This is a genomic window from Companilactobacillus futsaii JCM 17355 (assembly GCF_001435505.1).
Taxonomy (GTDB): domain Bacteria; phylum Bacillota; class Bacilli; order Lactobacillales; family Lactobacillaceae; genus Companilactobacillus; species Companilactobacillus futsaii.
In genome coordinates this window covers 1-13,452 of the sequence record NZ_AZDO01000047.1, presented here as the reverse complement: position 1 = coordinate 13,452, position 13,452 = coordinate 1, and the positions used below count along the sequence as shown (strand labels likewise).

Here is a 13,452-nt window from a genome sequence, read left to right as displayed (position 1 = left end):
ACAAGGCAGAGTGCATTCCAGCCAAATTTTCTTTGCTATGGAGGACGGAATATTACTACTGACCTAACTTAAGAAAGAACCTAAAAATAGATATGAATCGTTTTTTTAATTAATTAATAAAACCCACGCAAATACTTGATTTGTTTTTGAATGCTCTTTCCATAATCAGTATCTTTAATTGTTCGACGTTCAGAAGTGTGCTCAACGATCTCTTTATCTATTACGACATCTGACATTTCAGCAATCGACTTATTTTTGTTAGCGAATGGTTTCAAAGTCTCCAAGCGCATACCATAAGAATCGTACAGCAACGTATGCCCACCAATTTTTGAGCTTCTTTTAGCGTCAAACATCCCATTAACCATGATGACCTTTTTATCAGCCATAACAGGGTTAGCATTTTCGTCAGCTGGTGTATGTCCATTAACAATATGGCCATGAGTACTTAATTCAAATTCTCTCAAGATCCTGTTGGCAAACCATTCTTCATTACACAAATCAAAAAATGGATTAGGCGTTTCCTTTTGAACTGCTTCATCATTAATAAAGTAACGTTCAAAAGTAGTCATTTTATCTTTACCAAATAATGGTGAATTCTTTCCTTCCCAAAGATACCAAATAAAGTCTGAATTGAAACAATCAGCAGTCGTCGGGTGTCTCATAGCATCTTTGACAATATATTCACTGTAATCTAAAAGTTCTTTTCCTGCATAGGTCTTCCCATCAATTGTAATAGACGATAGATTCCCTTTTTGGTCCACTGGAACGCAGCCATGAAACAGTAAGTTGCCGTTATGTTCGAGATACATCCCACCGTTGTCAGCTACAAACCACATATCTTCATTTAATTTATTTGATTGAATGAATTGATTTATTAAATCTATCAAGACTACTCGTTCACTATTAGTAATTTGATAAGGAGAAGCCGGGTTAACGGTTTGGAAACAACCATTTTCAATTGGATAGTCTTTCCCGTCGATTGTTACAGTTCTTTTATCCAAGCTCAATTTATCTAATAATAAGCGATCATCCATTTCAAATTCTGGACGGCGTTTGATTGCTTGCCCCTCAAGTTTAAATTGCATAATGGCAGCCGCTTGTTGAATGCAGTTATCGATATCTTTTTCTTCATCGGTCATTCCAGCCCAAGCTACTTTTGGTTCAAAATTTGGCAAAGGCATATAACGATTTGTCGCAAATTTAACTATCGAAGTTAAATCAATTCCGTAGACATCTTTTAACAATTTCAAATTATGGTAGCGAGCACTGATCCTAATCAAATTCATCATGCACAATTTTGAGCCAGCCATGCTTCCTAGCCACAAAACATCATGATTGCCCCATTCGAAATCAAAATTCTGCCACGTTTCAGTTAAATGATCGATAACTTTATCAGGATGAGGTCCACGGTCATACAAGTCGCCAATAATATGAATTCTCTCGATAGCTAGCTTTTGAACGGCATGACAAATCGAAACAATAAATTCATCGGCCAATCCTAATTGAACTAGTTGCTTAACCATTTCACGATAATATTGGCGTTTATCTTCGGCAGCTAAATTACCAAAAACTAATTCTTCAGAAATATCTAAAAATTTCGTATCAAGGGATTGATCTATCACATTTTGAGGGTATTTTTCGGAAACGTAACGTAATACTTCTATCATCTGATTAATTGTATCCATGTACCATTGTTCTAAATCATTACCTTTTAAATCTGGAACAATTTTCTTCAAAATATCTTCGGGATAGTAAATCAAACAAACCAACTTCTGCTGATTAGGGATAGTTAGGCGACCGTTAAATAGCTCTCCTACTTTACGACTGATATTGCCAGCACCACTACGAATGATATTCAAATATTTATCATCATTTCCATGGATATCACTAATAAACGCCTCTGTTCCTTTAGGTAAGTTCAGAGTCGCTGATAGATTAATGATTTTCGTCTTTATCTCATTAACATCCGTAAATTTATCTTCCATTTAGAAAAACCCTCTCCCACAATATATCAACCGTAGTTATGATAGCGTATACAAATGAACTATACCAAATGCACAGTTTATTTCCAAGTATCAAACTAATATTTGAGTTAAAATTATAGTTATAGGAGGTTAGTTAGACATGAATTTAAAATTAGACTCTACTGTTACTTTGAACAATGGTGTTAAAATGCCCCAATTAGGTATGGGTGTTTGGAAAGTCAACAATTCTGGTGCTTCCCAAGCTGTCCAATGGGCATTAAAACACGGCTATAAAGCAATTGATACTGCTAAACAATATGGTAATGAAGCTGGTGTTGGTGAAGGATTACAAAAAGGTTTTGCAGACAATGGTCTCAAGCGTGAAGACATTTTCCTAACAACTAAAATCTTCAACGGTGACCAAGGTTATCAATCAACACTCGACAACTTCGAAGGTCAATTAAAGAGACTACAAACTGATTATGTAGATCTACTCTTGATTCACTGGCCAGTTGATGGAACTTACCTAGAAACATGGCGTGCCCTAGAAACAATTTATAAAGAAGGCAAAGCTCGTGCTATTGGTGTTTCTAACTTCAACATTGAAAGATTAAAAGATATTTTACAACACTGCTCAATCAAACCAGCAGTCAACCAAATGGAATATCACCCACTTTGCCAAGAAGTTGATATCAAGAACTTCTGTGATGAAAACAATATTCATCTCGAAGCATGGTCTCCACTTGGCGGTGGTTCAGTTCTAGGTGATCCTAGACTCAAGAAGATTGCTGACAAATACAACAAGTCAGTTGCCCAAGTTATTTTACGTTGGGATTTGCAAAATGGTATCATCACTATTCCTAAGTCAGTTCACGAAGAAAGAATCGTCCAAAACGCTGATGTTTACGATTTCGAACTAAGTGATGCCGACATGAAAGAAATCAACGGTTTTGACACAGACAAGAGAAGTCTCTGGTATGGTGGCTTCTTCTGGAGTGGCAACCCTGATGGTTATAAAGATGAAGTTGAACAATGGGACGACTAAAGTAATCTCATTTTAATAAGAAAAAAAGGAACCTCTTGGTGTAGAAAAACTACATTCCGAGGTTCCTTTTTTTATATTAAGATATTTTCTTTTCATTAGTTTCGATTGCTCCATCACTAAAAGCAATTGGAATTTCTTCTTTGTTTATCACTAATCCAGACAAATCATAGGCTTCTACAAAGTCTTCAAATTTAGCGATTGTTGTTAAAAGTCCGACTTCTGCCCAAACACTTGCTTCAACGATATTTTGACCGATGACAATCGTTTGTTTGATATCACTAAGATTCATGTGGACTGACTCAAAATCGTTCTCAGATATCGCAATAACGCCATTTTGCAAGTAATAAGTTGTCAGTGGATCTTCTTTGTTTGAATCATTAATATCAATTGCCCATTTAAAATCGGATTCCGGCTTAGTGGCAACTTTAATTTGCTTATCATTGTTCAACCAAATTCCTTCGATATCAGGATTTTCCAATAACGGCGTTACATATTTATTGAAGGCTTGTTCTAGGGCCCAGGCTTGCACCAAAGTATTAGGATCATATTTACCAGCAAAATATGGCGTGTAAACTCCTTCTGTCATTTGTTCTGCCAAAACCGTTGAATTATAAATCATCGCAAAGTCACTTGACTCTTGTAACGGCGTTTTATCTCCTCTTTGAAACCTTGACACCAAAGAATCGTATGCAAACGGTGAAAATCGTCGGTTAACTTCAATTAAAAATTGCTCTATGTTTTGACTAGCTACTTTCATTTGTTCCATTAAAATTTGATTGTTTTTAGTTGTTGCTATTTCAAGTTTAAATTGTGTATTCATTTGATTGATTATCATATTAGGGAAAAAGTATTTTTTAGTTTTCATTATTAGTACCTCATTTATATATAAAATTATAGAAATGAGATATGAATTATTTATGACCAAAGATAGACTTTTTAAACAAAAAAAGAACTGTATAACGACGTTACACAGTTCATTTCCGTAAAGGAATCTTATCTGAAAAACCGTCACGAAAGTTTTCTAATCCAGCATACTTATCAACAATCATCCCAGTTAAGTGATACTTAGTAATAAATTCGGAGAATTTCCTTCCGGCTGACAATCCAGCTGACGACCAAATATTAGTATCCAAAGCATTATTTCCTACAATCGTCACTTGTTCAACATTACTCTTTTCATTTCGCAGACTGTGCATCTCATTAGCAGTTGAAACAGCACCATTCTTCAAGAAATAAGTTGCTAGTAAAATATCAAGGTTTTTGGGATCTTTAATAGCAATTCTCCATCTGAAATCAATATTAGGACGACTTGCCAAGCGAACATCCTCACCACAACGTAATGACACACCATCGATTCCCTCATCACTCAACAATGAAAGCAAGTAACGATTAAAGATTTTATCGATCATCCAACCATTCAATAAACCGATTGGATCATACTTACCATTATAATAAGAACTAAAGTAATGATGGGTCATTTGTTCAGCAGTAATCGTCTGCTCATAGACTTCACGAAAAGTTTTTGAAGTCATCAAGGCCGTCTCTTCTCCAGCTTGGAAACGTGATAATAACGCATCATGGTTCTCTAATGAAAACAGATCATCATATTGTTGGATGTTTTCAGAAATTTTTTCAATAGTCTCATCGACTAATTCTTTATTAATAGCATCTTCATCCAAAGTAGCCAATTTTACTTCAAATGGCAAATCAAACTTATTAATAACAATACTTATATATTTATATTCATTCATATTTTTCACTCCTTTGTCTAAAAAGGGTTCTATCCTAAAAGCAACTAAAATATAAAGAATAGAACCACTATTCAGTCCGGAATAGTAAAGGCTCCAAGTCGTACCCACATTGTTCCAGCCAAATTTACTTTGCTATGGAAGACGGAATATTATATTAAAAAAACACGTATACTTATCTTATTTATCGACAAGTATACGTACCAAATGTGATGAAAATATGACTAAACTTTGCTTATGCTTTGAAAGTTTCAAAACTTGCTAATTTGTCTTTTTGTTCGGATTTAGCAATAAATTCAAAATAATTGCTGAAAAACTTCCGACTACTAAACCATTGTTCAAGATAGTTTGAACAGTTGATGGCAAGAAGTGCAATAACGTTGGTTGAACCGTTACACCCAAGCCCAAACTGATTGATACAGCCATGATCATGATATTGTTGTTGTTCATTTCAACTCGTGACAACATCTTAATTCCTTCAATACCTACGGTACCAAACATAATCAACATGGCACCACCCAAGACGGCATTAGGAATCAATTCTGCCACAGCTCCAACCTTAGGAATCAAACCTAAGATGATCAATAGGAAGGCTGAGAAGTAAACTGGTTTATTCTTCTTAATTCCTGATAATTGAACGACCGCCACATTTTGTGAGAAAGTCGAATATGGGAATGTATTGAAAATACCACCCAAGATAGCGGCTAAACCTTCTGAAGCATATCCCCTTTGTAGATCGTCCTTATCCAAATCATCACCAGTCAATTCTGCCAAAGCGTAATAAACACCAGTAGATTCAATCATACAAGTCAAGGCAGCCAAAAGCATAACTACGATTGATGACCATTCAAATTTAGGTGTTGCAAAGTAAAATGGTTGAGGAATTTGGAACCAGTGAGCAGTACCCACAGTTTTAAAACCAATCTCTCCCATTCCAATTCCAAGCAAGTATCCCGCAACAATACCAATTAAAACGGCAATTTGTTTGATAAATCCGCGACCCCAGATACTTACGATCACAATGATCAAAGCTGTCGCAAATCCTAAAATCAAATTCGTTGGACTCCCAAAATCTTTGGCATCAACACTCCCGCCACCGATATTTTGGAAAGCAACTGGAATCAAAGTAAATCCAATTAAAGTAATCAAAGAACCAGTAACTACTGTTGGGAAAAAGTCTTTCAAGTTAGCGAATAACTTGGAGATCAACATGATGAAAACCCCAGCAGCGATGATGGCACCATACATATAGGCAATTCCAAAGTGATGCCCAATGTTTTGTAACGGCGTTACGTATTCGACAGCTGAACCCAAAACAACTGGCAAACCGATACCCGTCAATGGTGTTCGTTTAATCTGTAAGAGTGTAGCAACCCCACACATAAAAATATCAACTGAAATTAGGTAAGTCATTTCCTTAGCGCTGAATCCAAGTGATGCACCAATTAAAATTGGAATCAAAATATCACCGGAATACATTGCTAACAAATGTTGAAAGCCTAATAACAGATTTTTAAGGAATGATTCTTCCTTATCGTTCGTGTTTATATCCATTACACCCTCCTAATTTATCAAAATTATACCATATATTCGTAATTACAATATGAATAAGTTTCAAGATACTGCTTACATTTAGTATGATAAAATGGAACCAGTATAAATAGGAGGAATTCGAAAAGATGAAGAAAAATCATTTGGATGACGCTTGTACCACTATTTTAGTTGGTAAAAACGCCAGTTTAGATGGATCAACAATGATTGCTAGAAACGACGACACTTTCTTTGCGGTAGCTCCCCACAGCTTCGTATTGAATCCTGCCGTAAACGGTGAAAAAGGACGTAAAGTTAAATCATGGTTAAATGGCTTTGAAGCTGAAGTTCCTGAAAATGGCTACAAATGGCCTGCCGTTCCAAACGTTGATTACAAGAAGTTTGGTTACTACGATGAAAGTGGTATTAATGGAAAGAACGTTGCTATGTCTGCCACAGAAAGTACTTATGGTAACGAACGTGCTTTAGCTTTTGACCCATTAGTTAAAGACGGTATGGACGAAGATGTTATCGTTCGTATGGTCTTACCTTACGTTGACTCAGCCAAAGGTGCTGTACAACGTACTGGTGAATTGATCAAGAAATTTGGTTCACCTGCTGGTAACTCTGTTCTATTCAGTGATAAAGATGACGTTTGGTACATGGAGATCGTTACTGGCCACCACTGGGTAGCTCAAAGAATTCCTGATGACAGTTATGCTGTTTGTGCTAACCGTGTTTCAATTCAACAAGTAGATTTCAATAACTCTGACGAATTCATGTGGTCAGAAGGAATCCAAGAATTTGTTGAAAAGAACCATTTGAACACTGACAAAACTGGCTGGAACTTCAGACATATCTTCGGTACAGACAACCTTAAAGACCGTCACTACAACACACCACGTGTTTGGTTTGGTCAAAAGTACTTCAACCCAGAAATTCAACAAGATCCAGAAGATGGTGAATTACCTTTCATCATGAAGACAGATCACAAGATTTCTGTTGATGATATCGAATACGTTTTAGGTTCACATTACAACGAAACACCATTCGATCCATTCAGCCCATACGCTAGTGAAGATGACAAGCACCGTTACCGTCCAATCGGTTTGAACAGAACTCAAAACTCACACGTTCTTCAAATCAGAAATGACGTTCCTGAAGAATACGCTGCTATTATGTGGCTATGTATTGGTTATCCAACATTTACACCATACATTCCTTTCTATACTAATATGAATGAAACAGATCCTTCATATAATGATGCTTCACTTGAATTCAACTTCAAGGATGCATATTGGATGTATAAAGCTTTGTCAGTTCTAGTTGAATCAAACTACACAGAATTCATTCAAGACGATATCGACTACTTAACAGAAATTCGTCAAGAACTACGTGAAGCTGTAGCTGAAACTGATAAATTGGCTGCTAACTATTCTGGCGACGAATTGGTTGAATTCTTGACTGACCGTAACCAAAAAGTTGTTAAACAAATGCAAGAAAAGACTCACAAATTCTTTGGTGAACTTTATACTAAGGGAATCAATCTTTCAAAACTTACATTTAATATGGATGCAAATCTATAATCAATTTACTAAAGGGTATCTTCTTTGGAAGGTGCCTTTTTTGTGTTACATTGGATTTAAAACAACTAAATCGAGGTTTTAAAAATGGAATCAACTTTTAATAAGATGACACCTGCTGGTTATAAAGCTATCGAACAAGAAATAAAAGACTTAAAAGCCAGTCGTCCTGAAAAAATCAAAATTTTAGCTGCCGCAGCAGCTTTAGGCGACCGCTCTGAAAACACTGAATATTCTAGTGCCAAGCGTGATCTAGGACATCTTGAGAGCCGATTGCGCTACTTACACAAACAATTACAATATGCCAATGTGGTTTTGCCCGCCGACAACGATCTCTTAGACATCGGCAAATTCGTTACGCTTGAATTCTTGGATGATCACGATCAAGTAACTTATCAATTAGTCGGAAAACAAGAAGCCAACTTGACCCAAAACAAAATTTCTTTTGCCTCACCAATTGGCAAGGCTTTGGAAAATCACAAGGTTGGCGACACAGTTTCAGTCAGTGCTCCGCAAGGCTCATATGATGTAAAAATAATCAAAATCTCATTAGCATAATTAAGTCAACGCTATCACGAAAAAATAAATACGGTATATACCAATTCAAGGAGATTCATTGGTAGCAACAAGTTTATCCATACCTTTTTGTACCAAACGCCATGATATAAAAAAAACAATAGTCAAAAACTGCTATTCACAGGTATAATATTGCTATTAGTTTTTTTAGGAGGAATTTTTTTCATGGACGAAGGGAAAAAACTAGCCAAGAAAACTCTTAATCGAGGATTTTGGTTAGCATTTTGTGCGTCTGCTCTTTGGGGTGTATCTGGAACTGTCTTGCAAGTCGTTGCTAAGAATTTGAACATCCCAGCTATGTGGTTCATCGCAACTAGAACTACTGTAGCCGGAATTATTTTATTAGCCGTTGGCCTAATTGTTTTACCAAGCAAAGAGTTCTTTGCTGTTTTTAAGAATTGGAAAGATCTTTTGACGTTAGTTTCATTTGCCGTTTTCGGTTTGTTAGCTAATATGTTCACCTTCTTCCATGCCATTAAAACTGGTAATTCTTCTACCGCTACTATTTTGCAGTATCTTTCACCACTATTTATTATGATTGGTTTGATTCTTTTCACGAAAAAGAAAACTTCTCGAGTTGATGTCATCTCCTTTGTTTTGGCATTGATCGGTGTGGTCTTGATGATTACTCGTGGTGACATTGGTCACTTGTCTATTCCGTTTGTTTCAGTACTTTGGGGTGTTGGAAGTGGTATTACAGCCGCTTTATACGTTGTTATTCCACAATCCCTTATCGCTAAATATCACGGAATTTTGATTACCGGTTGGGGTATGTTGATTGCAGGAATTATCTCCAATTTCTTCAGCCCTATTTGGGTCAATCCACCTAAGATGAGTACAGCTAGCATTCTAGGAATTGGAACGGTTATTTTGTTAGGAACTGTCTCCGCATTCTTATTGATGGTCTTGAGTACTAAGTACACAACTGCCGCAATCATTAGTATCACTGATGCCGTACAACCATTCACGACTTTAGTTTTGAGCGTGATTTTCTTACACTATGCTGTGAACCTACCCGAAATTATTGGTGCAGTCATTGTTGTATTAGCAATCTATGTATTAAATCGTTATGATACTGAATAATTTTTAAATAAAAAAAGGGCCGCCAAGTCGAAATAGATCAACTTGGCGGCCCTTTTTTGTGTCCCTCAGTTTTTCACCAGAGGCAACGCTTGACCCAAGTTGATCTGCAAAATAATCACGACGACAATAATCAAAATAGTATACATAGCGATGGCCTCTTTTCAAATTAGAATAAAATTAAATTATATTTAGAATAATATTTGTTCAATCAATTGTCAATTACTTAAATAATATTTTTTATTTTAATAATTTTTGTTGATAAAACACACTATATAATGCATTCAAAAAATGCACTGCAAATTCATTAAAAACGATTAATTTTAGTTTGACATTTTCTAATATTCGTCTAATAATACAGTCACAAAAAATTTTGGAGGCGGTATTTATGAAATATGCAGTATTAGGTGCAGGTGCTATGGGTTTGCGTTATGGAGTTCTTCTACAGGAAGCTGGTTTCGATGTCGACTTCGTTGAAATTTGGCAACCACAAATTGACAAGATTCGTGAGCAAAATGGTGTTTTCGTTTCACGTGATCACAAAGATAAGCACTTGGTGCCCGTCAATATTTACTCCCCCGAAGAATACACCGGTGACCCTGATGTTTGGGTCGTATTCACTAAACAGATGCAATTGGCTGATGCTTTGAAACGAACGGCACATGCCTTTAAACCATCTCAATACGTGGTTTCACCAATGAATGGTATGGGTCATATTGACAAGTTGAATCAATACTTTGACAAACAAAACGTCATTGGTGCCACAGCCTTGATCGGTACAGTCTTAAATGGACCTGGTGATGTTGATTTCATCGGTGCTAAGGGTGCTGGAAGTATGAATATGGCAAACGAAACCGAACAGCCAGATGAAATGACTAAGAATATTCAAGCTGAATTCACACAGGCTAATCTCAATCCTAATTTGACGACTAATTTCATGGGAACATTGATGGCCAAAGTTATTTTTAACTCAGTTATCAACACACTTTGTACGATGTTTGAGATTCAAATGGGCGAATTTATCCAATCACCCGTGGCCGAAAAACTCAGTCGTCAATTGATTGATGAGGCTTTCGATGTTTGTGAACGTGCAGGAATTGCCTTGCTCAATACTCGTGAAGAAGAATGGGAGTCTGTTCAATTCGTAAGTAGTGTCAGCAATCCTTTGCACTATCCTTCGATGTATCAAGACATGTCCAAGGGGCGCAACACTGAAGTCGACTACATCAACGGCTACATTTATGATCTAGGCTTGAAATATCACTATGAAGCTAAGACTCACGACTTTTTGCGTAATTTGGTTCATTTAGCTGAATTTTCACGAGACTTTGACGTTGCAGCGCTTGAAAAGAAGGTCCAAGCCTTAGAATTATCTAAATAAATCGAAATTTCCCCTTTCATTTGTCAGAAATTGCGTTAAACTTAATAACAATTAAATTATTAGATTTTTATTAATTTAATGTATATTTTCTAATCATAAGAAAGAGGGATCGCTATGAAAATTTTTCTATACGGAGTTCGACCAGACGAGGCAGTTTACCTAAAGGAATGGGAAAACGCTAATCCTGATGTTGAAATCGACTATACTGACAAAATCGTTACTGAGGAAACAGTTGATTTGGCAAAAGGTTATAACGGCGTTGTAATGTTGCAAACACAACCTTATACTCGCTTGGCCTTGCAAAAGTTACATGACTTTGGCATTAATAAAATCTCAGTTCGTAATGTTGGTTTGGACGGCTTTGATTTCAAGGATCTCCGTGACTTCGGATTTTCATTGACAAGTGTTCCCGTTTACTCACCTAACGCTATTGCTGAACATACTACCGGTTTGATGATACGTTTGCTCAGACGAGTACCTGAATTTGACGAGAAATTTAATAACGCTGACTTCCGCTGGTTCCCTACTATCGGGGAGGAAATCAATGGTAAAACTGTTGGTATTGTGGGAACCGGCCACATTGGCTCAGTCGTTGCTAGATTAATGCTCGCCTTTGGTGCCAAAGTAGTAGCTTATGATATCAAGCCTGATCCATACTTGGAAAATCTAGGAATCTACGTTGATTCTTTGGACGAAGTTTTGGAACAATCCGACATTATAACGCTACACACACCTTTGGCAAAACGTGATGTTCACATGATTGATAAAGCTGCTTTTGCTAAAATGAAGGATGGTGTTATCTTCATCAATGCTGCTCGTGGTGGCTTGGTTGATACTGATGCCTTGATTGAAGCTTTGGATAGTGGCAAAGTTGGCGGTGCTGGTTTGGATGTTCTGGAAAGTGAAAATGATGTCTTCCAAAAGAAATTCGACAAGATTGAAGACGTCAAGGATCCTCAATTCCAAGCTCTTCTAAATCGTAAAAACGTCATTATGACGCCACATACAGCCTTCTATACAACAACAGCTGTTCACAACATGGTCTTCGATTCCTTGAATGACAATCTTAAAATGTTAAATAATCAAACTCCGAAATTTCCAGTCGATATTTCTGAGGACTAAAAAATACTAATAGCCAATCAAAGTGTAAAAACATTTTGATTGGCTACTTTTTTGAACCAAATTACAAATTCTGCTTTAATTTATATATAGCTTAAAGGAGGATTTTTTGATGAAAATATTTGCTTACGGAATTCGTGAGGATGAAGAACCATCTTTGAAAAAATGGGAACAAGCAAACCCGGATGTCGAGGTGGGCTTCACTAATAACATGCTGACTGCAGACTCAGCTCGTATGGCTGAAGGTGCTGACGGTGTAGTCACACTTCAAACTGCTGATTACACTAGAGAAGCTCTTGAGGTACTTCACAATTTAGGCATTAAATATATTTCAATCCGTAATGTTGGAGTTGATAATTTCAATTTCCAAGATCTCAACGATTTCGGTTTTACTTTGACAAATGTACCAGTCTACTCACCTAATGCTATTGCTGAACATGCGGTGTTATTGATGGGAAGATTGCTCCGTCGCACTCCTGAATTTGCTCAAAAAATTGAAGACGGCGACTTCACTTGGGCACCCACAATTGGTAAAGAATATCGTGAACAAACAGTTGGTGTTATCGGTACTGGTCACATCGGCCGTGTAACTATGCAAATTCTAAAGGGCTTTGGCTGCAAGATTGTCGCTTACGACGTTTACCATAATCCTGAAATCGAAAAGCAAGGTCTATACGTTGATACTTTAGAAGAATTGTATAAGCAAGCTGACATTATCACTCTCCACGTTCCATTATTCGACAGCAACAAGCACATGATCAACGACAAAGCTATCGAACAAATGAAAGATGGCGTCTACATCATAAACTGTGCCCGCGGTGAATTGATCGATACTGATGCTTTAATTAAGGGCTTAGACAGTGGTAAAGTTGCCGGAGCTGGACTAGATGTTATCGATAATGAAAACTCTGTTTTTGGTAAGAAGTGGTCTAGCATTGACAACATCCCTAACGAAAAGATTAGAAATCTAGCTAAACGTTTGAATGTTATCGTTACTCCACACAGTGCTTTTTATACGGAAACAGCCATTCACAATATGATCACAACCTCATTTGATTCTAACAAATCATTGATTGAAGGTTTGAGACCTGACAATATTGTTGATACTAATAAATAGATTTGTAAACACATCTTATTAGATGTGTTTTTTTATACAATAAATTTAATTCTATAAATAATATATATTGTCACTAATTTATTTATATTTAAATTGTATAAATAATACCCATAAATGGTTTATTTGTGTACAAATGGACTATACTCATACCGTATATATATCGCCTTCTTAAGAATCCCTTAAAGGAAGTGTTATTTATGATGAGAAAGTATGTGTTATTTTTTATCTTAACTATTCTGACAGGCTTTATTTATATTTGGCAGATTGCAAGAAATAACCGAACACTTTTTAAAACTTAATATTTTCCAT

Annotated in this window: 11 protein-coding genes; 7 read left to right on the top strand and 4 right to left on the bottom strand. The window is 36.4% G+C overall.

Annotated features, from left to right (window positions below):
• Positions 1-113: 113 nt before the first annotated feature.
• Complete coding sequence (locus FC88_RS04400) at positions 114-1,985, bottom strand: fructose-bisphosphatase class III (protein ID WP_057813185.1); 1,872 nt, start codon at positions 1,983-1,985, stop codon at positions 114-116.
• Positions 1,986-2,124: 139 nt separating this feature from the next.
• Here FC88_RS04400 and FC88_RS04395 point away from each other — a divergent pair, with 139 nt between their 5' ends.
• Complete coding sequence (locus tag FC88_RS04395; RefSeq protein WP_010018202.1) at positions 2,125-3,009, top strand: aldo/keto reductase; 885 nt, start codon at positions 2,125-2,127, stop codon at positions 3,007-3,009.
• A 76-nt stretch (positions 3,010-3,085) separates the two neighbouring features.
• Here FC88_RS04395 and FC88_RS04390 read toward each other — a convergent pair whose 3' ends face one another.
• The 3 genes from FC88_RS04390 to FC88_RS04380 form a co-directional block, all read right to left on the bottom strand.
• Positions 3,086-3,874 carry an FAD:protein FMN transferase gene (locus FC88_RS04390; protein ID WP_057813183.1) on the bottom strand — a complete coding sequence of 263 codons (789 nt, stop codon included), beginning with the start codon at positions 3,872-3,874 and terminating at the stop codon, positions 3,086-3,088.
• A gap of 109 nt (positions 3,875-3,983) precedes the next feature.
• The gene (locus FC88_RS04385; protein ID WP_057813181.1) at positions 3,984-4,760 is read right to left on the bottom strand and encodes a hypothetical protein; all 777 of its coding nucleotides are present in this window, start codon (positions 4,758-4,760) and stop codon (positions 3,984-3,986) included.
• A gap of 258 nt (positions 4,761-5,018) precedes the next feature.
• The gene (locus tag FC88_RS04380; RefSeq protein WP_057813178.1) at positions 5,019-6,311 is read right to left on the bottom strand and encodes a nucleobase:cation symporter-2 family protein; all 1,293 of its coding nucleotides are present in this window, start codon (positions 6,309-6,311) and stop codon (positions 5,019-5,021) included.
• Positions 6,312-6,436: 125 nt separating this feature from the next.
• Between FC88_RS04380 and FC88_RS04375 the strand changes: the two genes are divergently transcribed.
• The 6 genes from FC88_RS04375 (at position 6,437) to FC88_RS04350 (ending at position 13,143) form a co-directional block, all read left to right on the top strand.
• Positions 6,437-7,873 carry a C69 family dipeptidase gene (locus tag FC88_RS04375; RefSeq protein WP_057813176.1) on the top strand — a complete coding sequence of 479 codons (1,437 nt, stop codon included), beginning with the start codon at positions 6,437-6,439 and terminating at the stop codon, positions 7,871-7,873.
• 84 nt (positions 7,874-7,957) lie between these two features.
• A complete protein-coding gene (gene greA, locus FC88_RS04370) occupies positions 7,958-8,428 on the top strand; it encodes a transcription elongation factor GreA (RefSeq protein ID WP_057813174.1) in 471 nt (156 codons plus the stop codon).
• A 183-nt stretch (positions 8,429-8,611) separates the two neighbouring features.
• Entirely contained in the window at positions 8,612-9,529 is a 918-nt protein-coding gene (locus FC88_RS04365) for a DMT family transporter (protein ID WP_010018193.1), read from the top strand.
• 385 nt (positions 9,530-9,914) lie between these two features.
• Positions 9,915-10,907, top strand: coding sequence for a ketopantoate reductase family protein (locus FC88_RS04360; protein WP_057813172.1), 993 nt, complete (start codon positions 9,915-9,917; stop codon positions 10,905-10,907).
• A gap of 114 nt (positions 10,908-11,021) precedes the next feature.
• Positions 11,022-12,029, top strand: coding sequence for a D-2-hydroxyacid dehydrogenase (locus FC88_RS04355; RefSeq protein ID WP_057813171.1), 1,008 nt, complete (start codon positions 11,022-11,024; stop codon positions 12,027-12,029).
• 106 nt (positions 12,030-12,135) lie between these two features.
• Positions 12,136-13,143 (top strand): D-2-hydroxyacid dehydrogenase, encoded by a 1,008-nt coding sequence (locus tag FC88_RS04350; protein ID WP_057813169.1) that lies wholly within the window; start codon positions 12,136-12,138, stop codon positions 13,141-13,143.
• The last annotated feature ends 309 nt before the right edge of the window (positions 13,144-13,452 follow it).